Below are 21,082 nucleotides of genomic sequence, written 5' to 3' on the forward strand. Positions count from 1 at the left end.
CTTTCTTTTTTTTCATCACCGTTTCGTTTACACTTAGTCTAGTGAAACTTGTGAAGGACGTGGAAAGATGACAAAAGAATTAACAGCACAACAAATTATTGATTTGATTCCTAGCCAGGCAGACATCGTATTTCCTCTAACAAACGGGGAGCCCAACCGGTTGCTCGACATCATGGAAGCTCATCAAGATAAACTCTCAGAAGTGAAGATTCATCAGTTGCTTCCTCTGAAAAAGCGCGCCTACATGGCGAATGAAACAGCTGCTCATTTAAAGCACGTTAGTTATTTTTTAAGTGGCGCTAATCGTGCGGAATTCCATCAAGGAATGACGGACCTAATGCCAAATAACTTTCATGAAGTGACGCGTATTCTGCGGAAAGTGAGTCGTAATATGATGGTGATGGCGGTCGTCTCGCCACTAGATGAATTTGGCTATTTTTCACTCGGAACACAAGCAGACATCGTTAGTGAATTCATTGGCAAAGTCCCTTTTATTGTAGAGGTCAACGAACACATGCCTCGCACATTTGGACAAAATCAGATTCACATCAGTCAAGTTGAAGGATATGTAGTAAACCATCAACCACTCGTCAGTGATGAGCCAGCACCGATATCTGAGATGGATATGAAAATTGCCTCCTTTGTAGCGGAGCGTATCCAAGACGGAGATACATTGCAAATAGGTATTGGAGGCATTCCTAATGCGGTTGTGAGTCAGCTGAAGACACATCGTCACTTAGGAATTCATACAGAGATGTTTGTAGACGGTATTATTGATCTTGTTGAAGCAGGAGCTGTAGATGGCACGCGGAAATTCACCAATCAAGGAAAGATGATTGCCACATTTGCTCACGGGTCACAGCGTCTTTATGACTTCATTAACGGAAATCCGGCACTTGAGTTTCTACCTGTTAGTATGGTCAACGATCCTCGCGAAATCGGAAAAGAAGAGAATATGATCTCCATCAATGCAACGACTGAAGTGGACTTGTTTGGCCAATGTGCAAGTGAGACGGTTGCTGGAAGATACTATTCTTCTACTGGAGGACAAGCTGACTTTGCTAGAGGTGTCCGTTTCTCAAAGAATGGAAAAGGCTTTATCACCATGTCTTCTACTATTAAAAATGGAGAGATGTCGCGTATTAAAGTAGCGCTTGCACCAGGATCCGTAGTAACAACCAATAAAAATGACGTCGATCATATTGTCACCGAGTACGGGGTGGCAGAGATGTTTGGTCGCCCGCTTTCAGAACGAGCTGAACAATTGATTGCTATTGCACACCCTGATTTCCGAGATGAACTGCACTTTGAAGCGAAGAAGCTAGGATTGATTCTGTAAATGAAACCATTATCTCCTGAGTTTTATACACTTCCGACATTAGAACTCGCTCAGGCGCTACTAGGGAAATTACTAGTTCATGAGACAGAACAAGGAATCGTGAGCGGGTATATCGTGGAAACGGAAGCCTATATGGGGCCGCTTGATCAAGCTGCGCATAGCTTTGGAGGACGTAAGACCAAGCGGACAGAAGTCATGTTCAGAGAACCTGGTCATATTTATACGTATCAAATGCATACGCACACGTTAATCAATGTGGTGGCAGAAGAAGTAGGTGCGCCTCATGCTATATTGATTCGTGCAGTAGAGCCGGTCGAGGGGCAAGACCTAATGAGTCGGAACCGCAACAACTTGCCGAAGAAGCAGTGGACTAACGGGCCGGGGAAACTGACGAAAGCACTGGGTATTACAATGGAGCACTATGGAACATTGTGGTATGAACCACCTTTGTATTTAGCTGAAGGACGAGAAGTGAGTTCGATTTCCTCAGGTCCGCGTATTGGTATCGATAATAGTGGTGAAGCCGTACATTATCCTTACCGCTTTTGGGAGACCGAAAATCCTTATGTATCTAAGTATAGAGCACCAAAAAAGACGTTCAGCGAGTAATCGCTGAACGTCTTTTTCAATCAATCATCTTGCCCATGTAAAATTCATCTACATAGTTCCCATGAATGCGAAGTGCATTTTTTCGGGTTCCTTCGAGTTCAAATCCAAGTTTATTGTAGAGCTTTTGTGCAATGACATTTTCTTTGATTACGGTCAGCTCAAGCTTTTCAATCCCCACATCTTTCGCCCAGTTTTCACCGTGATACATAAGAGTGGAAGCAATTCCTTTATTCGAGAACTGCTGTTTGACTCCAATGACGATCGACGCGCGGTGCGAAGCGCGAGGAGAAGGACCACCGATGACTACTAAATAGCCGGCATACTCCCCGTTTAAAATGGCCAAGAAAAGATTTGAGTTGCGAGCGAGTTTCCATTCTTCTAAGCGCTTTCGAATTCCTTGTACGGATTGCTTCTGTTCTGACTTCCCATAAAGCATGAAGTCGGTCTCAGAATAAATCGTCTCTTGTAGTTGAATGAAAGCACGAGCATCTTCCGTCTCCGCTTCACGAATAATCAAGATATCTTGTTGTTCCGGTTCTACAGAAGTCTCATGTTCATGAATCGAGTTTTGAAAAATCACGTACTGACTTAGCTCGATCTCACTAATTCCGTAGCCATTATCAGTCCAAGCAAAATAATGCTGAGCAGGTGGCTTGTTTTTCTTCCACCAACTACGGCTTAAATAGGCTGCATTCGGCAGAGGCTGGCCTAAAATGGCTTCCATCTGATCGAATGTCAGCTTTACGGTTTTTTGATTGGTTTTTTTAAAGAAATCATAAAGAGGTAAATACTTTGCTTCAGTAGTTCGGGCCATAGTCATCATCCTTTATTTCTTAACTCACTTTTTCTCAGTATAGCACGAGAACGACGAGGAAAAGCACATGTCGATTTGGGAAAAAATATGCTAAACTGTAGAAGCAATCATATTACAAGGAGGCATTTCTCATGTCTAAAACACTCGTACTTGGACACAAAAATCCCGATACTGATTCGATTACATCAGCTATCGTCTATGCATATTTGAAAAATCAAGTAGGTCACGAGGCGGAAGCGATTCGTCTTGGGGACGTAACAGAAGAAACAGCATTTGCCTTAAAGCAGTTTAAAGTAGAGGAACCACGCTTAGTAACAGCATTAGAACAAGAAGAACAAGCGGTCATCCTAGTGGATCACAATGAGTTCCAGCAAAGTATTGATGGAATCGAAAATGCACACATCTTAGAAGTGATCGACCACCACCGTGTGGCAAACTTTGAGACAGCAGATCCACTTTACTACCGTGCTGAACCAGTTGGATGTACAGCAACAATCCTATTGAAGCTTTTCAAAGAGCACGGAGTAGAGGTGCCACAAGACATGGCGGGTCTTATGCTATCCGCCATCATTTCCGATTCATTATTATTCAAGTCTCCTACATGCACTGAGCAGGATATCAAAGCTGCAAAAGAACTTGAGGCGATTGCAGGAATCGATGCACAGGAATACGGCTTAAATATGTTAAAAGCAGGAGCTGATGTCTCTTCCAAAACAATTGAAGAGCTACTGACGCTTGATGCGAAAGAGTTTGGCATGGGTAATCACAAAGTAGAAATCGCACAAGTAAATGTAGTGGATCCACAAGATGTGTTAAACCGTCAAGATCAACTAGAAGAAGCGATCTACAACCGCATCTCTGAAAAAGAATTAGACTTGTTCTTCTTCGTCGTGACAGATATCTTGAACAATGACTCTGTTGCTCTTGCTCTAGGAAAAATGGCGAACAAAGCAGAAGATGCATTCAACGTGACATTCACAAACCACACAGCAGTTTTAAGTGGAGTTGTATCACGTAAGAAACAAGTCGTGCCGGCATTAACAGAAGCACTATCTAATTAAGTTCAATTCTTTGATTTTTTGAAACGGACAACTTATGCTGACTAAGAGGTGATTGTATGGAAATCGCAATCTGGTCAGACTATGTTTGTCCGTTTTGTTATATTGGAAAACGCCGTATGGAGCGTGCATTACAAGAGACTGGCTTTGCTGGGCAAGCCACAATTCAATTGAAAAGCTATCAGCTAGATGCTGGGACGCCGGAAGTCGTAACAGAGTCAGTATATGAGTCTCTTGCTCGCAAATACAATACGTCTATCGATCAAGCTAAAGCGATGACGAATAACGTTGTCGAGCAAGCGAAGTCAGAAGGCCTTGAGTATAACTTTGAGCATGCGAAACCTGCCAATACAGCTCGTGCACACCGCCTAGTTAAATGGGCAGATACGCAGCAAAAAGGCAATGACTTGGGAGAAGCTCTACTCCAAGCTTACTTTATCGATGGAAAGAATATTAATGACATCGAGGTGTTAGCTGAACTAGCAGCAGCTGTAGATTTGGATGGAGAACAAGCAAAAGAAGTAGCGTCAAGCAATCAATTTTTCCCGGAAATTCAGATTGATCAAACGGAAGCTGCTCAAATCGGCATTCGAGGAGTTCCTTTCTTTGTACTGAACAATAAATACGCTATCTCTGGAGCACAGCCTATTGAAGTGTTCAAAGAAGCTTTAGAAAAGGTAGCGCAAGAAGAAGGCCTAAAGCCTTCCCTACAAACAATCGGTGGCACAGGGGCAACTTGTGAAGGCGATTCATGTGACTGGTAATCTATGAAAACCTGTATTTTTTACAGGTTTTTTGTTTGCAGTCCTTTACGTTTAGGGTATGAGTATTACGATACATATCATCTAAAAAAGGGGGAAATAGGATGGAATGGTTGAATTCATTCGTGGACTGGGCTAACAATTACCTTTGGACGTACATTTTAATTGCTCTTTTAATCGGTGCCGGTCTTTATTTTTCAATACGTACCAAGTTTGTTCAGTTCCGCATGTTCGGTGAAATGTTCCGTGTTATTACTGAAAAGAAAGAAACGGATACTGGGGTTTCTGCATTCCAAGCATTCACAATTAGTACCGCTTCTCGAGTAGGTACAGGGAATATTACGGGAGTAGCACTAGCAATCGGAATCGGTGGCCCTGGTGCTGTGTTCTGGATGTGGCTGATTGCGATTATTGGTATGGCAACAGCATTTGTTGAAAGTACTCTCGCTCAAGTTTATAAAGTACGAGATGGTGACGAGTTCCGTGGTGGACCTGCGTACTATATGGAAAAAGCTTTAGGGCAGCGTAAAATCGCTATAGTGTTTAGTATTTTATTAACACTTAGTTTTGGATTTATTTTCAACTCCGTTCAATCGAATACAATTGCAGTCTCTGTAAATGATGTCTTCAATATCCCAACATGGGTTATTGGGTTAGCACTTGTCATCCTTACAGCTGTGATTATTTTCGGTGGAGTCCATCGAATTGTAAAAGTAACACAGGTTATCGTACCAGTGATGGCTGTACTGTATATTTTAATTGCTCTATTTGTAGTTGTGACGAATCTGTCCGAACTTCCAGCTTTCTTCTCATTAATCTTTAGCCATGCTTTTGGTCTTGAAGAAGCTGTTGGCGGCGGTGTAGGTGCTGCTATCATGCAAGGTGTTCGCCGTGGATTATTCTCAAATGAAGCAGGGATGGGGTCCGTGCCAAACGCAGCTGCAACGGCCAATGTCTCGCATCCAGCAAAACAGGGACTTGTTCAAAGTCTAGGAGTATTCTTCGATACTATCGTGATTTGTACAGCAACAGCATTCATTATCCTACTCTCTGATTTCTACAAAACAGCAACGGATGATGGGATCATTTTGACTCAAAACTCACTGGCAGATCATGTGGGAAGCTGGGCACCTTACTTTGTGGCCATTGCTATCATCTTCTTCGCATTCAGTTCTGTTATCGGAAACTACTATTACGGTGAAACAAATATTGAGTTGATCAATGCACATCGCGGCTGGTTGCAAGGGTATCGTGTTCTTGTACTAGCAATGGTTATGTTCGGAGCTCTAGCTAAGGTACAATTGGTCTGGAATATGGCCGATTTATTCATGGGCTTGATGGCTGTCATCAATATCGTGGTGATTTTATTGCTAGGGAAATTAGCAGCTCAAGTACTAGACGATTACGTAGAACAACGAAAGCGTGGACTAGATCCACAATTCTACGCTAAAAACATTGCAGGCCTAAAAAATACAGAGTGTTGGGAAGATGACTCTCCTGAAACTAAATAATTCCAACTACCCCTCCGTTTAACGAAAAGACGGAGGGGTATAGTTTTTTATAGTGAAAAACTTGAGGAGGTGTTCGGATGAGTGAAGTATCCCATCCAATCGTAAAACAAGCATTAACAGCGTTACTTGAACGAGACGAATTTTTGCCGGTGTGTAAAGGAGAGAGTCGGACTAAGGCCTTCGCTTCTATGGAAGCGATTTTATCGACTCCTAATCAAATCCATAAGGCTTACATACGTATGCCACTTGAAAATGGTCAAATTGTCCGCATACCCGCTTTCCGTGTGCAACATAACAATGCACTGGGGCCTTATAAAGGCGGGATTCGATTCCATGAATCGGTCAATGAACATGAAGTCGTAAATTTATCCTTTTTGATGACTCTTAAAAATGCGTTACACAATGTTCCATATGGAGGAGGAAAGGGAGGCATTGTAATTGATCCCCGCTCTCTGAGTGAAAAAGAGCTTCACACGTTATGTGTAAAATATGTGAGGAACTTCAACGACATCATCGGTCCAGACAAGGATATACCTGCTCCTGACGTTGGTTCTGGAGAACGCGAGATGGACTGGATGATGGCCGAATATAAAAAGATCAATCATGGTCAACCTTATCTAGGGAGCTTTACAGGAAAAAGTGTTGTCAATGGAGGATCACTTGGACGTCGTGAAGCAACAGGTAAGGGTGTCTATTTCACGATGCGCTACTTGCTTCATGATTATGTTGAAAAGAACAGAACAAATTTAGAGAACAATGCGAATATCTTTGCGAAGACGACCTTAGAGCATGCTGGCCGCCCACTGACAGTAGCTGTGCAAGGATTTGGTAATGTAGGTTCCGTGACTGCACTCGAGGCGTACCGAGACCAAAAACTACAGAACAAGATTGTGGCTGTATCAGACCGTAATGTCACGCTTGTAAACCCTAATGGACTGGATATTCCAGCTCTTGTGGATTTCACAGCGAAGAACAAAGGGGATTTACCTACTAAAGAAGAGCAATTGAGAGAACTGAATGTCGTTGCTACGATTGAATCACGCGAAGCGATTTTAACGATGGATATCGATGTCTTGATACTCGCTGCTCTTGAAGATCAGATTCATCAAGACAACTGGAAAGATATCAAAGCACGTATTCTAGTTGAGGGAGCAAATGCGCCAATCACACAAGAAGCTGACGAACAACTAGCTAAAAATGGAGTTGTCATCATTCCAGATATTTTAGCGAATGCAGGTGGGGTAATTGTGTCCTACCTTGAATGGTTGCAAGGTCGAGAGACTCAGTTCTTCACTGAAGAAGAAGTATTTACCAAACTTTATGAGAAGATGTCTCATACGATGGAGACGATTTTACCTCAGTACTATGCAGATCCGTTTGCTTTGCGCCAAAACGCATTTATCCATGCAGTCGGACGATTGTCAGAAGTGCTATATCGCCAAGGAAAGTTGTATTAAAAAAAGAGAAAGCCTGGTCGATTCTGCGACTAAGCTTTCTCTTTTTCTAATTCATTTAGGATAGGGTCTGCTGTGATACTTAAAGACTGACGTTTGTAATCGAGCTCCAATCGCATCTTCTCAGTCTCCAATAAAAAATTCTCATAGCGCTGTTTTTCTAACGCCAATTCGTCCTTTGTAGATAAGGCACGAATTTCTTCTAGCTTTACCCGCTGTTTCATCCATTTTTCTACAAGACTTGCTCCAACCCCTATAGCTACAATCGCAACAATCCACCACATGGAACACTCCACCTTTGCTTTGTTTAGTAGTTTATACGAAATCCCCAATGGAAAGTTTCAATTTTTTAGATGTGGAAGGCGTTCGCCCAGAAATGCTTCGGAAATCAGACGCAGCCTGTGAGGCGCTCTTTGCCTCATAGGGGGTGAATGATTTGTGAATGTATTTCTAACGCCTGCAACTCGATATCACTAAAAGTAGATAACGCAGCTCAACATAAAAAAAAACAGTTTCTCAAATTTCAAGAAACTGTTTTAGAGGTTTTACACTAGATTCATTTGTTAGAAATTACTGCGCTGGGTTTAACTCTAGCTCAATATCAATCTTAATATCTTCGCCTACTAATACGCCGCCAGTTTCAAGTGTTTGGTTCCATGTTAAACCGAAGTCTTTACGGTTGATCTTTGCATCAGCAGAGAAGGCTACAACTTCTTGGCCCCATGGGTTTGTACCTTTTCCTTCATATTCTGCATCAAATGTAACTGGTTTTGTTACGTCTTTAATTGTCAGGTCACCTGTGATTTTGTACTCGTCGCCGCCTTTAGACTGAATGTCTGTTGCTTTAAACGTAATAGATGGGTAGGTTTCTACATCGAAGAAATCTCCAGAGCGTAAGTGGTTGTCACGGTCTGTATTGTTTGTATTGATAGACGCTACGTCAATTGTGAATTCAATTGTTGCGCCAGAAAGATCTTGTTCATTACCTTCTAGGTTTGCTGAAAAGTCATTGAAATTTCCGCGAACTTTAGAAACCATCATGTGCTTTACTGAGAATCCGATGCTAGAGTGTGCTGTGTCAACTGTGTACTTTGTCATTTTACAATCTCTCCTTAGTTTTTGGAATTGTCTAAAAGTATACCGAGCTATTATTTCGAAATCAAGATATATGATTAAAAAAATATAAATAACTGGTTACTTTACGTAACTTACTATAAAATAATAATAAACGAACGTCAAGTAATTAAATAATGTTTTTTGCGTTTTTTGCAATTTTTTTTTATACTAAGTAAATTAGGAGTGAGTATGATGAAAGAAACAGCACTTTGCCCTCGCCTTTCCAATGCCATGGACTTGCTTGGAAAACGCTGGACGGCTTTAATTATTTATCAGTTGTTAAATGGCTCAAAACGGTTCAATGAGATCGAGTCTTCTATGCCGATCAGTGGCCGTTTATTATCGGAACGTTTAAAAGAGCTCGAGGTGGAAGGGCTTGTCACACGGAAAATCTATTCGGAGGTGCCAGTTCGCGTTGAATATTCTTTGACAGATAAAGGCTTTGCTCTTCGACCTGTCATTGAAGGGATAGAAAACTGGTCTCAGCAATGGACATAATGAAAATGTTTCAAATAGAAAGGATTGTCTTCTTTGTCTAAACAAAAATGGTTTGAAGAACTTTCGGCAGTATTGCCTGCACATACAGTAAAACTAGATGAACCGCTATCATTGCATACGATCACTCGCATGGGAGGTCCGGCAGATGTGTTTGTGTCACCGGATTCTCAAGCGCAAGCAATCGTAGTCATTAATTATGCGGCTCAATATAATATCCCACTACTACTGCTTGGTAACGGTTCAAATATGGTCGTACGAGATGGTGGGGTTAGAGGTATCGTGCTTCAGCTTACCAAGCTTCGTGAAATCACAATTACAAATACTCATGTCTACGCGGAAAGTGGAGCGGCTATCATTGATGTCTCTAAACTTGCAGCAAAAGAAGGTTTAACTGGCCTTGAGTTTGCTTGTGGGATTCCTGGAACAGTAGGCGGTGCGATGGTGATGAATGCCGGCGCTTATGGTGGTGAGATTCAAGACGTCATCAAACAGTGTACTGTAGTGACCCCTCAAGGAGAGCTATTGGTTCTCAAGAAAGAAGACCTAGACCTTGGCTACCGAACAAGCGTCATCTCTAAAAAAGGGTACTTTGTGCTTTCAGCTGAGTTTGAATTGAGCTACGGGGAACAAGTGCATATCGATGAGAAAATTGCCGACCTGACACATCAACGTACATCTAAGCAACCACTTGAATACCCGTCAGCAGGAAGCGTGTTCAAACGCCCACCTGGTTATTTCGCTGGAAAACTGATTCAAGACAGTGAATTGCAAGGAAAAGGATTTGGCGGTGCTGAAGTCTCTACGAAGCACGCAGGCTTCATCGTTAACAAAGATAATGCTACAGCTACGGATTACATCAAAACCATTCAACTCGTTCAATCGACGGTAAAAGAGAAGTTTGGCGTAGATCTGGAGCTTGAAGTGAAAATAGTGGGAGAAGAAGTGAAGTAATTTCTACAGCCAGTCTCAATTTAGAGGCTGGCTTTTTTCGTGCCTAGAAGGAATATGTCGGACAATGCCGAATACCTACGTATAAGGGGGAGAAAAACATGAAAAAGGGATATAAAATACTACTAACCATCGTGATTGGCCTTGTAATTGTCGTAGCTATCACATTACTTGGTCTGAACTGGTTTATTGCGAACTCAAAGCCGCAGTTAGAAGGGGAGCTTGGCTTAACGAGCTTAGAACAACCTGTCACGGTCACACGAGACGAAGAAGGGGTTCCTCATATTGAGGCCCAGTCCGATGCAGATCTATATCGGGCTCAAGGATTTGTACAAGCTCAAGACCGTTTATTCCAGATGGACTTAGCTCGTAGACAAGCGAGTGGGGAACTTTCGGAAGTGGTAGGAGAGGCCGCGCTTTCTACCGACCAATTCTTTTTAACTTTCAGTCTGCGAGATGCAGCTGAAAAATCGTATGAAGGCTACAGCGCGGAAGCCAAGCAAGTATTGGAGTGGTATGCAGAAGGCGTCAATGATTTCATTACCCATGCAAAAGAAGAAGGACAATTAAGCTATGAGTTTACTTTACTCGGATACGAACCAGAACCGTGGACACCGGTGGACTCGTTAACGATAGGAAAATATATGGCCTATGATTTAGGTGGGAACTGGTCGACACTCGCCATTCGCCACTGGGCGTTACAAAACTTAGAAGAAGACAAAGCAAAAGAATTGTTCATCACATATCCGCAAGATGATCCAGCAATTTTAGAAGCGAACAAACAAACAAAAGTACAAGTGGGAGCAGAGTTCCCTTTAGAAGTTATGCCGCATCCGTTTAACGGCAGCAATAACTGGGTGGTCTCAGGCGACAAGACAGCGAGCGGACAACCTCTTCTTGCGGATGACCCGCATTTGGGGCTCAGTACGCCATCCATCTGGTACCAGATGCATCTTCAGTCACCTGAACAAAATGTGAGTGGAGTCATCTTTGCAGGAATTCCAGGAATCATTCTCGGTCACAACGACGACGTGGCTTGGGGTGTGACCAATGTGGGACCAGATGTACAGGATTTGTATATAGAGAAACCTAACCCGGACAACCCCTACCAGTTTTCTTATGATGGAGAGTGGGAAGATGCGGAAGTCCGATCTTACGAGATTGCTGTCAAAGATCAGGACCCAGTTCCGTTTGAAGTGGTTGTGACGCGTCATGGACCTGTGATTTCCAACATTCTCTATGAGGAGTCAGACCCAGAAGCGGTCTTTTCTATGCAGTGGACAGCTCTAGAGCCGACTCAAGAACTGCAAGCCATTTTGGAAATGAACAAATCATCCAACTGGGAACAGTTTGAATCGGCTCTTGAACAGTTCCACGCACCAGCGCAAAACTTCGTCTTCGCAGCTAAAGACGGGACTATCGCATATAAAGCGAATGGACGCTTACCGCTTCGCAAACAAGGAGATGGCCAATTGCCTGTACCTGGAGATTCTTCGGAATACGGGTGGGACGGCTACGTTCCATATGACGAGTTGCCAACTACCGTCAATCCAGAGGAAGGTTTCATCGCTACTGCAAACAATCAAGTCGTCGATGATAGCTACCCGTACCATATCACGGACTTCTGGGCACAATCGTATCGTTACGAGCGGATTGCGGAAGTCCTTCGTGAAAACGATTCGTTAACGGTACAAGACATGATGGACCTACAAATGGATCAACAAAATTTACAAGCACGCCGGTTCTTAGAGCAGATGCTTTCCTCTCTCGAAGCAACAGAGACTGGAGCAGACTATGAAGATTTGATTGCCGAGATGCGAGGCTGGAACCAAGTAGATGATAAAGACCTCATGCAGCCACTCGTTTTCCATAAGTGGATGAAGAAGCTGCCAGATGTCTTATTTGAAGAGGACATCCCTGAAGACATTTATGACATGATGCCAGGGAAAGCCAATATTACAGACCAGATGCTACAACTCTATGCTGATGGGAAAACAAGTGCTTGGGTTGAAGAGGCAGGAGGAGTTGACGCATGGCTGGAGCAAGCCTTTTTAGAAATGATGGAAGAGATGAAAGAGAAACACGGCAGCGACTATATGGAATGGAATTGGGGAGACGAGCACTTACTGACGTTTGACCATCCATTGTCAGGCGCTTCACCCATTCTTGCACGTTTCTTAAATCCGGACCCAATTCCAATCGGGGGATCTGGGATTACTACGCAAGCTGCCGCATTTAATGAGCAAGGAGAAGTGACCCACGGAGCTTCTTGGCGTTTCGTTGCAGACTTAACGGATCTTTCGTCTGCTTATCATATTGTCGGACCGGGACAGAGTGGCCATATGAAATCCGACTGGTTCCACAGTCAAGTGGATGATTGGGCTGAAGGGTCCTATCATGAAACCTCTACAACGGGTGAATACAAGGAATCTTATACACTAGAACTCCTGCCAAAATGATGGGCTAAGCATTGCAAAATTGCCTCAATCAAGGTACGCTTTGCAGTAGACAACAGAGGGTATAGGAGGTCATTATGCGGCTTACAGAATGGACAATGGAAGAACAGGAACAACTCATACACTTTTTGACGACCAACTCCTGGCCGTTTCATGGAAATGCAACACCTGAACGAGAATTGATTGAAAAGACGATCGGAGAAGGTGGCTACGAATCTGATGAAGTAAAAACGTTTTGGGTCGAGAACGACACAGCTGAAAAAGTAGGAATCGTGAAAATCCATGATTTGCAGGATGAGATCCCGTTATTCGATTTACGAATCGCAGAAACGGCTCGTGGAAAAGGCTATGGATCCAAAGCATTGAAGCTTGTGACGGAATACGTCTTCTCCTTACCAGAAAAGAAAATTCGTTTAGAAGGCCACACTCGTTTAGACAATGTAGCGATGCGAAAAACGTTTGAGCGAGCGGGGTTTGTGAAAGAAGCGCAACTCCGTCAGGCTTGGTTCTCTCCTAAAGAAGAGCGCTATTATGACGCAGTAACTTACGGGATGACAAGGGAGGATTTCTTGAAAGGAACTTCTACTCCTGTTGCTTGGGATGAAATGATGGCTGTGAATGACCAGCCACAGAAACCTTATGTTCCCGAACAACTCGAAACTGAGCGCCTTTTAGTTCGAGCACCTAAAATTGAAGATGTGCCGCTCGTCTGGGAAGCCATCTCTGAAAGTATGGAGACGTTGAAGCCTTGGATGATTTGGGCACAGCATCCCCCTAAGATTGAAGAGACGGAAGCAAGCCTACGTAAAGCGATTGCTGCTTATGTGACACAAGAAGATTTCCGTATGCACTTGTTTGAGAAAGAGACTGGAAACTTTATTGGCTCGACAGGCTTCCACCGCATTGACTGGGAACTGCGCCGTTTTGAGATTGGCTACTGGCTGCGTTCAAGTTATGAAGGTAAAGGTTATATCACGGAAGCAGTACAGATGCTGACGGAATTTGCATTCAATGAGCTGCAAGCGGTGCGTGTTGAAATTCGCTGTGATGATGACAATCAAGGTAGCCGCCGGGTTGCTGAACGTTGTGGGTATCAGTTAGAAGGGATTCTTCGTAGAAATGCTCGTAAAGCGGATTCGAAAGACTTTGCAGATACGTGTATTTATTCTAGGATTCACTAGATTCAAAGGGTGCATCCACATTTTAACCGATATCCAGTTGCACCGGTTCCACATTAAAAGCATAAAAAGAAGCCGCAGCATTTAGCTGCGGCTTTTTCTACAGAGAACGTTTTCCCATCACTAGTTGAATCACGAAGATGATACCAGCGATGATTAGTAGGGTGTGGATTAAACCACCACCGAAATCTAATAAGAATCCTAATAACCAAATTACAATAAGTACGACAATCACTAACCATAAAATGCGGCCCATACGAGACACCTCCTTTTCTAATAAACTAAATTTGCTTGGCTAGTAATAGGATACCCTAGCATAAAAAGCCTCAAACCTATCTATGAATTTATTTAGGCGTTTGTCGCTACTCGGGGAGTGTAGTAAACTTAAAGAACTGAGTAGGAAAGGAAGAACGCAAGTGCCAACATCAAGTATGGAAGACCACATTGAACAAATCTATCAATTGATCGAACAAAAAGGGTATGCACGAGTATCTGATATCGCGGAAGCTTTGGAAGTCCTTCCTTCATCCGTTACAAAAATGGTGCAAAAGCTCGATAAAGACGGCTACTTGCATTATGAGAAGTACCGTGGTTTAACATTGACCCCAAAAGGTAATAAATTAGGAAAAAAACTCGTGAAGCGTCATGACCTTCTCGAAAACTTCCTACGACTTGCCGGAGTATCGGAAGAATTGATTTATCAGGACGTCGAAGGAATTGAACATCATTTGAGTTGGGAATCGATTGATCGAATCGCAGAGCTTGTTTTGTTCTTTGAAGAACACCCTGAGCTTCAAATCCAATTAGAGCAATTCCGCTCAGATAGTAAAGTAGAAGATTAGAGGAGGGCTCTCGTATGGCAGAATTAGAAATTGCTGCAGTAGTAAAAGTTACATTATTAGAAAAAGAAGGATCCAAATGGGTCGCTGTGACAGGCGACAAAGACCCTGTGGTCATTAATGAATCAGAAGCACCAGCAGAGTGGGCAGAAGGCCAAGAAGTTTCTGTTTTTACATACCGTGACCGTAAAGGCAACACGGTAGCAACTGGGCATATCCCTGCTATTCGTAAAGGAACTTATGGCTGGGCAAAAGTAGTGAAAGTCACAGATCGAGACGGAGCTACAGTAGATATTGGAGGTACACAAGCCGCTGTAGTCAAAGCGGAAGACCTTCCAAAGCTGCGTGAACTTTGGCCGCAACCAGGCGATTGTTTATTCATGACCTTGCGCACAGATCGCGAAGGAAGCCTACTGGGACGACTGGCTACAGAAGAGAAAATTGAAGAATTATACGTGGAGGCACCTTCTACTGTTTATAACAGTGATCTCCAAGCGCGAGCATATCGGTTATTACCGATTGGTACTTTCTTGCTCTCTGCTAAGGGAATGTACCGGATTTTTGTCCATCAATCTGAGCGACTGGAAGAACCTCGCCTAGGGGAAGATGTCAAAGTCCGCATTATCGAAGTGAAAGAAGACGGAACATTGAATGGCTCCTTGCTACCACGTAAGCAAGAGCGTCTGTCAGACGATGCGGAATCCATTTGGCGTTACTTGCAATCTGTAGGAGGCAAAATGCCGTTTAGTGACAAGTCTACTCCAGATGAAATCCAAGAAATGTTTTCTATGAGTAAGGCATCATTTAAACGTGCGCTCGGTAAACTAATGAAAGACGGGAAAATCGAGCAGCAAGACGGGTGGACGCTTTCTAAATTGTAAGGAAACCTTTTGCTACTTGGAACGTTTAATATGCTGAAAGGGGTAGTCCAATGAAACGATTACTAATTATGTTACTAGCAATTTTACTGTTGGCTCCATTTACCGCATTTGCGGACGGAGAAAACCAAGAAGTCATAGATGAAAAACTAGGTGTACCAATTGTGGTATACGGTGCCAACTTAACGGCAGAACAAAAGACAAGTGTACAAAAAGCATTAAACGTCTCGGAATCCTCTACTGTAGAGGAAATCACAGTGACAGGTGAGGATTTGGCGACGTATATCAAAGACGGCAATCCTTCAGCTCGTATGTTTTCTTCAGCAAAAATCACACGTACTGATGAAGGAAAGGGTCTTGTCATCTCGATTGTGACACCTGACAACATCACACAAGTAACAAACGATATGTATGCCAATGCGATGTTGACAGCTGGTATCGAGAACGCAACAGTGGAAGTCGCTGCACCAAGCCCTGTAACCGGTCATTCAGCTCTTGTCGGAATTTATAAAGCGTATGAAGCTTCTGGTGAAAAGCTGGATTCTGAACGTACAGACGTAGCTAATGAAGAACTATCAGTTGCTACAGTACTTTCAGAAGAAGCCGGAATTGATCAAGAAAAGGTAAGCGAACTACTTACTGAAATCAAAAAGCAAATTGCTGAACAAAATCCTGCAACTAGAGAAGATGTTGAACAAATTGTAAATGATCAATTAAGCAACTTGCAAATTGAATTGTCAGAACAAGATCGTCAATTACTAATCGATTTGATGGATCGCATCCGTCAGTTAGATATTGATTTTAGTCAATGGTCAACGCAATTAGAAGATCTGAGCAAGTCCATTCAAGATCAAATTGGCTCTATTACTGAAAACGAAGGTTTCTGGAACGGAGTCCGAAACTTCTTTAATGATTTGATTTCTTCTATACGATCTCTATTCAACTAAGTAAGGAACACCTATAGCGGTGTTTCTTTTCTTTTGCTTAAAAGTAAGGTACACTCAAGGCATCTCGAATTCAAGATAAGGGGGAACTCCCATGCGTTTAGCAGGTATTCACCACGTCTCAGCAATCACGAAAAACGCAGTTCAAAATCATTATTTTTTCACACAGATATTAGGTATGCGACTCGTCAAAAAAAGTGTAAACCAAGATTCTCCTAGCAGTTATCATTTGTTTTATGCAGACGCAGAAGGTACACCAGGTACTGATATGACCTATTTTGATATTCCGATGGCAGGAAGGACTTATCCAGGAGTCTCAAGTATTTCTAACACTGGATTTCGAGTCCGTTCCGAGGAAGCATTAGATTTTTGGGAGACACGATTAGCTTCATTTGATGTCCCGGTACTTGAGAGGGCGGAAGCATTTTCAAGAAGTGTCTTGTACTTTGAAGATTTTGAAGGCTCCCGTTTACATCTGGTAGTCGATCCAGGTGACGGAATTCCTTATGGAGAGCCGTGGCAGCATCCGGATATTCCTGAAAAATTTGCGATTTTAGGGCTCGGCCCAAGTTATCTTACGGTTCGATATGCTGACAAAACACTGGGCACGTTAACATCTATTTTAGGGTTTGAACATGCAGGAAGTTATCCTTCTGCCGTGCAAGGACAGCCAGACGTAGTAGTCGTTAAGACAGGACTTGGAGGTCCAGCTGGTGAAGTGCATATTCATACTAGAAATGACCTCCCAGTGGAGCGTCCCGGGAGAGGGAGCGTCCATCATGTGGCTTTCCGAATTTCTGATATGGAGGACTACCCGAAATGGTTAGAGCGATTGCAGCAAGCAGGCTTTGAAACATCTGGTCTAGTCGACCGATTTTATTTTAAATCCATCTATTTCCGTGAACCAAACGGCATATTATATGAATTAGCGACAGATGAACCGGGCTTTGCAATTGATGAGAAACAAGAAACCTTAGGCGAACGACTGGCTTTGCCGCCTTTCTTAGAAAGTAGACGAGAAGAAATTGAATCGAAGTTACGTCCATTGACGTTCTAATGAGAAAATATGATAGACTGTAAAAAAGGAGTGGTGATTCATGGATTTTCAATTTACGGAATTAGGAAATGATGTATTCGCATATCAGGTTCGTGAAGGAAATGAAAAGGTAGGAGAAATCACGTGGACTTTACTAGGAGATATTATGGTGATGGATCACACATTTGTATCGCCAAAACTCCGCGGTGGGGGAGTCGCCAAGAAACTCTTAGATCGTGCAGCAGAATATGCACGAGACAATGACTACAAAATGGATGCAGTATGTTCTTATGTAGTATCTGCATTTGACCGGTACAAAGAATACGATGATGTAAAAGCATAAATAAAAGGCAATCGGGTTCGTTAGAACTTCGATTGCCTTTTTATTTATCTTCACTAGTACGAATCATCATATGAAGAACACCACAAGAGCAGTTAATGCAGAAGCACCTGCCAATGTGTATAGAAAATCTCCTTGTGAAAATACTAATTTCTTTTCCATTTTTCTCATCCTCTCTCGTTGTGTAGTTGCTTAGTCTATGTTTACCCGAGGATGAAGAAACAAATCTAGTTTTTTTGTCCTATTTTTTTTTAATGGATACAAAAATGTGAAACATTTCATTCAGTCGTTCGTATAACAAGTGCACAACTATTCGAGGAGGAAACCAAATGAAATTCTCACGTACAGGAGAACTGGTATTAGGTGTTATTGGAGCAGTATTTACAGCTATATCCGTAATTCTACTTACTATCGCTGTTTCTAGCGGAAGTGCAGCACTAGAGGATCCAGAATTAATGGGGCAGTTTGAACAAGAGATTGTAACGGAAATGCAAAATGATCCGACATTGACCGCTCAAGACGTTGAGATGGCTTCTCAGTTCTTCTCAGAGGGATTGGGTGCTATCAGTGTATTTGGATGGGCGGCTGTTGTGGTTTTAGTCATCAGCTTGATCTTCAATATCTTGGCAATAGTCTTTATCTCTAAAAACAGAAATCCGAAGTTAGCAGGAGTCTTCTTTATCCTAGCAGGATTGTTTGCTTTCATTCTTTCTTTAACTTCCATCTTGTTATACATTGCAGCTATTATGTCATTCGTACGTAAAGCTCCAGTAAATGGGCAAAGACAGCAACATCCAGATGATTTGGACTATTACGAACCGAACCGTCCTCTATAATACAAAAAACTCCCACCTCTTAAATGAGTGTGGGAGTTTTTAGTGGGAATAAGTATTGAGCAGTTGTAGTTGGATAGCCTTCAAAATATTCATCAAACTCTTCGACTAGTTCAAATCCGAGCTTCTCATAAAAAGCTCTTGCAGCCGTGTTGACGCTCTCTACATAAACAAAGAGGTTGAGTCCTTTGTCTTGTAACACTTTGATGCCTTTCTCAACTAATAAAGTGCCGTACCCCTTTTGTTTAAATTCGGGGGCGATGTAGAGGGCTGTGAGTTCACTGTCACCATCTTCATCTACTTGTGTAAAACTTGCAAATCCAATGATTTGTGATGCTTCTTCAATCACAAACATATGGGTCTTCTCGATTTGTTTGCAGAGCATAGGTGTGGAGTAATTCTTCTCAAACCAATCCTGCAAACTTTCTATCGGAAAACTAGAACCGTACGTTTCGTCCCAACTGGCTTGAGCGACTTGCCGTACAGAGCGGATATCTTGTTCAGTCATTAATCGGATCACAGCCATCACCTCGAAACTATTTCAACTAGCATATCAAAATTCTGGTTCTCTGGCTACCGCCTATGCCATAATTAAGTGGAAAAAAGGAGAGATGAACCATGTGGACATGTAAAAAGTTTCATGAATTGACCGTTAATGAACTGTATCAACTGTTAAAGCTTCGAGCGGATGTATTCGTTGTAGAACAGAATTGTGTGTATCCGGACATCGATAACTACGATCAAGACTCTTTACATATCTTCTATATACAACAAGAGGAATTGATTGCGTATTGCCGAGTAGTTCCAAGTGGTAAATACGAAGAAGTCTCGATAGGTAGAGTGATTGTTCGTAAAGATTACAGAGGGACGGGGCTGGCACAAGAATTAATGAAGCAAGCACTGGCTGCCGTCAGTCAACAATTCGGTCTACAGCCAATTCGCCTCTGCGCACAAGCACATTTGCAAAGCTATTACGGGGCATTTGGTTTTCAAACGATTTCAGAAGAATTCATAGAGGATGGTATTCCTCACGTTTATATGATGAAAAAATAAAATGTATAGATTAAAGTCTTCTCAAACAGGGTATTACTAGATTATAGAAATAGAATCACACTAATTGGAGGTAATACAATGGCTAGAAAATCAAATGGTTCAGGTTTAGTAGTGGCAGGGCTTGCAGCAGCAGCATACGCATATTTCAGCAAAAAGGAAAATCGCGACAAGGCAATGGTTCAATTCAACAATTTAAAAACAAAATACAACGCATACATGGATCAAAATTCAACAAATAAATCTTATTATGGAACAGCCGGTCATCCTGATCCAACAGATGTGGATGACAACAAAATGGTTGATGAAGGCGCTATGACAAGTGTCCAGTATTACAATGAAGAAGTGCAAGATAAGTCTTCTAAGAAAGAAAAAACAGATGTTTCTAATAAAGAAGTAGACTATCACCAGTAAATAAAGAGCTCTCGTAGCTCTTTTTTTGTAGAAAAAATGTAGAGGAGACTGTTTATGAAAAAAGCAGTGTTGATTTATAATCCTTCTTCAGGCAAAGAATTAGCATCTGAATACAAAGATCGTGTGGTAGAAGTAGTCACATCCATGCAGTATGAAGTGGAAGTTAAGGAAACGCAAGGACCAAAAGATGCCACTCGCTTTGCAGCACAAGCATGTGAACAGCGAGTTGATTTCGTTATCGGGATGGGTGGAGATGGAACCATCAACGAAATCGTCAATGGCCTTGCGGAGCAGCAACATATGCCTTTGTTCTCGTTTATTCCACTTGGCACAGTGAATGATTTTGCACGTGCGTTAGGAATTCCGTTGGATCCGGAAGAAGCTATTGAGGCGCTAAAGGTAGGCAAAGAGCAGAGAGCCGACATCGGCAAATTAGGAAACGACTATTTTATGAATATAGTAGCAATTGGTGAAATCGCATCTAAAGTGGCGGATACCTCTATTGAATCTAAAACGAGATTGGGTCCTCTTGCTTATTTGTTGGAAGGAACAAAAGCAATTCTTCAGGATAACGAAGTCTCCATGAAGATTAGCTATGATGAAGGTGAATGGGAGGGCGATATAACTCTTGTTCTCATTGCACTGACGAACTCTGTTGGAGGATTTGAGCGACTGGCTCCGGATGCAGAAGTAGATGACGGATTTCTTCATGTCTTCATTATTCACGAATCTGGTATTCCTGGCTTCTTACGAGTGGGCACAAAGCTTCTACAAGGCAAGATAGCTGAAGATGACGGTGTAGACTATATTCGAACTAAAAAAGTTCATATTGAGACGAGCCAAGAACTTTTTTGTAATGTAGACGGAGATGAAGGAACCTGTACGCCAGTGGATATTCAGGTGCTTGCACAACATCTTCGTGTCCTAGTACCGGAAAAATTGGAAAATAATTAGTAAAGAGTATTGGTTAAGTGAGCATTATGGTTTAAAATAAATAGATACTAAG

General features: G+C 42.4%; 24 protein-coding genes. 19 read left to right on the plus strand and 5 right to left on the minus strand.

The features are described from left to right. The first annotated feature begins 67 nt into the window (after positions 1–67). Together CF394_RS09250 and CF394_RS09255 are read left to right on the plus strand one after the other, a co-directional pair. Positions 68–1,339 carry an acetyl-CoA hydrolase/transferase family protein gene (locus tag CF394_RS09250; protein WP_094943176.1) on the plus strand — a complete coding sequence of 424 codons (1,272 nt, stop codon included), beginning with the start codon at positions 68–70 and terminating at the stop codon, positions 1,337–1,339. After that, entirely contained in the window at positions 1,340–1,948 is a 609-nt protein-coding gene (locus CF394_RS09255) for a DNA-3-methyladenine glycosylase (RefSeq protein ID WP_094943178.1), read from the plus strand. It begins immediately after the preceding gene. 16 nt (positions 1,949–1,964) lie between these two features. Here the strand turns inward: CF394_RS09255 and CF394_RS09260 are convergent, their stop codons facing one another. Continuing rightward, complete coding sequence (locus tag CF394_RS09260) at positions 1,965–2,762, minus strand: GNAT family N-acetyltransferase (RefSeq protein ID WP_094943179.1); 798 nt, start codon at positions 2,760–2,762, stop codon at positions 1,965–1,967. Between the two features lie 131 nt (positions 2,763–2,893). Between CF394_RS09260 and CF394_RS09265 the strand changes: the two genes are divergently transcribed. The 4 genes from CF394_RS09265 (at position 2,894) to CF394_RS09280 (ending at position 7,549) form a co-directional block, all read left to right on the plus strand. Further along, complete coding sequence (locus tag CF394_RS09265) at positions 2,894–3,823, plus strand: manganese-dependent inorganic pyrophosphatase (RefSeq protein WP_094943181.1); 930 nt, start codon at positions 2,894–2,896, stop codon at positions 3,821–3,823. Between the two features lie 56 nt (positions 3,824–3,879). Further along, on the plus strand, positions 3,880–4,584 hold the full coding sequence (locus tag CF394_RS09270; protein ID WP_094943182.1) for a DsbA family oxidoreductase: 705 nt from the start codon (positions 3,880–3,882) through the stop codon (positions 4,582–4,584). Between the two features lie 101 nt (positions 4,585–4,685). Beyond that, a complete protein-coding gene (locus tag CF394_RS09275; protein ID WP_094943183.1) occupies positions 4,686–6,092 on the plus strand; it encodes an alanine/glycine:cation symporter family protein in 1,407 nt (468 codons plus the stop codon). Between the two features lie 77 nt (positions 6,093–6,169). After that, positions 6,170–7,549, plus strand: a complete 1,380-nt coding sequence (locus tag CF394_RS09280) for a Glu/Leu/Phe/Val family dehydrogenase (RefSeq protein WP_094943184.1) — start codon at positions 6,170–6,172, stop codon at positions 7,547–7,549. Positions 7,550–7,578: 29 nt separating this feature from the next. Here the strand turns inward: CF394_RS09280 and CF394_RS09285 are convergent, their stop codons facing one another. Together CF394_RS09285 and CF394_RS09290 are read right to left on the minus strand one after the other, a co-directional pair. Beyond that, entirely contained in the window at positions 7,579–7,830 is a 252-nt protein-coding gene (locus tag CF394_RS09285) for a hypothetical protein (RefSeq protein ID WP_094943186.1), read from the minus strand. Between the two features lie 286 nt (positions 7,831–8,116). Next, on the minus strand, positions 8,117–8,644 hold the full coding sequence (locus tag CF394_RS09290; RefSeq protein WP_094943187.1) for a YceI family protein: 528 nt from the start codon (positions 8,642–8,644) through the stop codon (positions 8,117–8,119). Positions 8,645–8,854: 210 nt separating this feature from the next. On the opposite strand from CF394_RS09290, the gene CF394_RS09295 reads away from it, so the two are divergent. From CF394_RS09295 to CF394_RS09310, 4 genes are all read left to right on the plus strand, one after another. Beyond that, positions 8,855–9,160 (plus strand): winged helix-turn-helix transcriptional regulator, encoded by a 306-nt coding sequence (locus CF394_RS09295; protein WP_094943189.1) that lies wholly within the window; start codon positions 8,855–8,857, stop codon positions 9,158–9,160. A gap of 33 nt (positions 9,161–9,193) precedes the next feature. After that, entirely contained in the window at positions 9,194–10,111 is a 918-nt protein-coding gene (murB, locus tag CF394_RS09300) for a UDP-N-acetylmuramate dehydrogenase (RefSeq protein ID WP_094943190.1), read from the plus strand. 98 nt (positions 10,112–10,209) lie between these two features. Next, the gene (locus tag CF394_RS09305) at positions 10,210–12,567 is read left to right on the plus strand and encodes a penicillin acylase family protein (protein WP_094943192.1); all 2,358 of its coding nucleotides are present in this window, start codon (positions 10,210–10,212) and stop codon (positions 12,565–12,567) included. A 74-nt stretch (positions 12,568–12,641) separates the two neighbouring features. Then, positions 12,642–13,745: a GNAT family N-acetyltransferase gene (locus CF394_RS09310; RefSeq protein ID WP_094943194.1), complete on the plus strand. Its 1,104-nt coding sequence runs from the start codon at positions 12,642–12,644 to the stop codon at positions 13,743–13,745. A 97-nt stretch (positions 13,746–13,842) separates the two neighbouring features. Here the strand turns inward: CF394_RS09310 and CF394_RS15560 are convergent, their stop codons facing one another. Continuing rightward, positions 13,843–13,998, minus strand: coding sequence for a lmo0937 family membrane protein (locus CF394_RS15560; protein WP_106408205.1), 156 nt, complete (start codon positions 13,996–13,998; stop codon positions 13,843–13,845). 160 nt (positions 13,999–14,158) lie between these two features. Between CF394_RS15560 and mntR the strand changes: the two genes are divergently transcribed. The 6 genes from mntR (at position 14,159) to CF394_RS09340 (ending at position 18,615) form a co-directional block, all read left to right on the plus strand. Then, positions 14,159–14,584 (plus strand): transcriptional regulator MntR, encoded by a 426-nt coding sequence (gene mntR, locus CF394_RS09315; protein WP_094943196.1) that lies wholly within the window; start codon positions 14,159–14,161, stop codon positions 14,582–14,584. A gap of 14 nt (positions 14,585–14,598) precedes the next feature. Then, a complete protein-coding gene (locus CF394_RS09320) occupies positions 14,599–15,462 on the plus strand; it encodes a CvfB family protein (RefSeq protein ID WP_094943197.1) in 864 nt (287 codons plus the stop codon). 50 nt (positions 15,463–15,512) lie between these two features. Continuing rightward, the gene (locus CF394_RS09325) at positions 15,513–16,406 is read left to right on the plus strand and encodes a DUF1002 domain-containing protein (protein ID WP_094943199.1); all 894 of its coding nucleotides are present in this window, start codon (positions 15,513–15,515) and stop codon (positions 16,404–16,406) included. A 91-nt stretch (positions 16,407–16,497) separates the two neighbouring features. Beyond that, complete coding sequence (locus tag CF394_RS09330) at positions 16,498–17,460, plus strand: ring-cleaving dioxygenase (protein WP_094943200.1); 963 nt, start codon at positions 16,498–16,500, stop codon at positions 17,458–17,460. Between the two features lie 40 nt (positions 17,461–17,500). Next, positions 17,501–17,782 (plus strand): GNAT family N-acetyltransferase, encoded by a 282-nt coding sequence (locus CF394_RS09335; RefSeq protein ID WP_094943202.1) that lies wholly within the window; start codon positions 17,501–17,503, stop codon positions 17,780–17,782. Between the two features lie 326 nt (positions 17,783–18,108). Continuing rightward, positions 18,109–18,615 (plus strand): DUF4064 domain-containing protein, encoded by a 507-nt coding sequence (locus CF394_RS09340; RefSeq protein WP_094943203.1) that lies wholly within the window; start codon positions 18,109–18,111, stop codon positions 18,613–18,615. A gap of 19 nt (positions 18,616–18,634) precedes the next feature. Here the strand turns inward: CF394_RS09340 and CF394_RS09345 are convergent, their stop codons facing one another. After that, positions 18,635–19,132, minus strand: a complete 498-nt coding sequence (locus CF394_RS09345) for a GNAT family N-acetyltransferase (protein ID WP_094943205.1) — start codon at positions 19,130–19,132, stop codon at positions 18,635–18,637. A 98-nt stretch (positions 19,133–19,230) separates the two neighbouring features. On the opposite strand from CF394_RS09345, the gene CF394_RS09350 reads away from it, so the two are divergent. The 3 genes from CF394_RS09350 (at position 19,231) to CF394_RS09360 (ending at position 21,030) form a co-directional block, all read left to right on the plus strand. Continuing rightward, positions 19,231–19,665 carry a GNAT family N-acetyltransferase gene (locus tag CF394_RS09350; protein WP_094943206.1) on the plus strand — a complete coding sequence of 145 codons (435 nt, stop codon included), beginning with the start codon at positions 19,231–19,233 and terminating at the stop codon, positions 19,663–19,665. 78 nt (positions 19,666–19,743) lie between these two features. Further along, entirely contained in the window at positions 19,744–20,076 is a 333-nt protein-coding gene (locus CF394_RS09355) for a YbyB family protein (protein WP_094943208.1), read from the plus strand. A 54-nt stretch (positions 20,077–20,130) separates the two neighbouring features. Further along, complete coding sequence (locus CF394_RS09360; RefSeq protein ID WP_094943209.1) at positions 20,131–21,030, plus strand: diacylglycerol/lipid kinase family protein; 900 nt, start codon at positions 20,131–20,133, stop codon at positions 21,028–21,030. The last annotated feature ends 52 nt before the right edge of the window (positions 21,031–21,082 follow it).

This window comes from Tetzosporium hominis (assembly GCF_002265435.1).
Lineage (GTDB): Bacteria > Bacillota > Bacilli > Bacillales_A > Planococcaceae > Chryseomicrobium > Chryseomicrobium hominis.

Excerpts from the sequence above, each read along its gene's own strand:
- CF394_RS09250 (WP_094943176.1), top strand. The coding sequence starts at position 68 with ATGACAAAAGAATTAACAGCACAACAAATTATTGATTTGATTCCTAGC.
- CF394_RS09255 (WP_094943178.1), top strand. The coding sequence starts at position 1,340 with ATGAAACCATTATCTCCTGAGTTTTATACACTTCCGACATTAGAACTC.
- CF394_RS09260 (WP_094943179.1), bottom strand. The coding sequence starts at position 2,762 with ATGGCCCGAACTACTGAAGCAAAGTATTTACCTCTTTATGATTTCTTT.
- CF394_RS09265 (WP_094943181.1), top strand. The coding sequence starts at position 2,894 with ATGTCTAAAACACTCGTACTTGGACACAAAAATCCCGATACTGATTCG.
- CF394_RS09270 (WP_094943182.1), top strand. The coding sequence starts at position 3,880 with ATGGAAATCGCAATCTGGTCAGACTATGTTTGTCCGTTTTGTTATATT.
- CF394_RS09275 (WP_094943183.1), top strand. The coding sequence starts at position 4,686 with ATGGAATGGTTGAATTCATTCGTGGACTGGGCTAACAATTACCTTTGG.
- CF394_RS09280 (WP_094943184.1), top strand. The coding sequence starts at position 6,170 with ATGAGTGAAGTATCCCATCCAATCGTAAAACAAGCATTAACAGCGTTA.
- CF394_RS09285 (WP_094943186.1), bottom strand. The coding sequence starts at position 7,830 with ATGTGGTGGATTGTTGCGATTGTAGCTATAGGGGTTGGAGCAAGTCTT.
- CF394_RS09290 (WP_094943187.1), bottom strand. The coding sequence starts at position 8,644 with ATGACAAAGTACACAGTTGACACAGCACACTCTAGCATCGGATTCTCA.
- CF394_RS09295 (WP_094943189.1), top strand. The coding sequence starts at position 8,855 with ATGAAAGAAACAGCACTTTGCCCTCGCCTTTCCAATGCCATGGACTTG.
- CF394_RS09305 (WP_094943192.1), top strand. The coding sequence starts at position 10,210 with ATGAAAAAGGGATATAAAATACTACTAACCATCGTGATTGGCCTTGTA.
- CF394_RS09310 (WP_094943194.1), top strand. The coding sequence starts at position 12,642 with ATGCGGCTTACAGAATGGACAATGGAAGAACAGGAACAACTCATACAC.
- CF394_RS15560 (WP_106408205.1), bottom strand. The coding sequence starts at position 13,998 with ATGGGCCGCATTTTATGGTTAGTGATTGTCGTACTTATTGTAATTTGG.
- CF394_RS09320 (WP_094943197.1), top strand. The coding sequence starts at position 14,599 with ATGGCAGAATTAGAAATTGCTGCAGTAGTAAAAGTTACATTATTAGAA.
- CF394_RS09325 (WP_094943199.1), top strand. The coding sequence starts at position 15,513 with ATGAAACGATTACTAATTATGTTACTAGCAATTTTACTGTTGGCTCCA.
- CF394_RS09330 (WP_094943200.1), top strand. The coding sequence starts at position 16,498 with ATGCGTTTAGCAGGTATTCACCACGTCTCAGCAATCACGAAAAACGCA.
- CF394_RS09335 (WP_094943202.1), top strand. The coding sequence starts at position 17,501 with ATGGATTTTCAATTTACGGAATTAGGAAATGATGTATTCGCATATCAG.
- CF394_RS09340 (WP_094943203.1), top strand. The coding sequence starts at position 18,109 with ATGAAATTCTCACGTACAGGAGAACTGGTATTAGGTGTTATTGGAGCA.
- CF394_RS09350 (WP_094943206.1), top strand. The coding sequence starts at position 19,231 with ATGTGGACATGTAAAAAGTTTCATGAATTGACCGTTAATGAACTGTAT.
- CF394_RS09355 (WP_094943208.1), top strand. The coding sequence starts at position 19,744 with ATGGCTAGAAAATCAAATGGTTCAGGTTTAGTAGTGGCAGGGCTTGCA.
- CF394_RS09360 (WP_094943209.1), top strand. The coding sequence starts at position 20,131 with ATGAAAAAAGCAGTGTTGATTTATAATCCTTCTTCAGGCAAAGAATTA.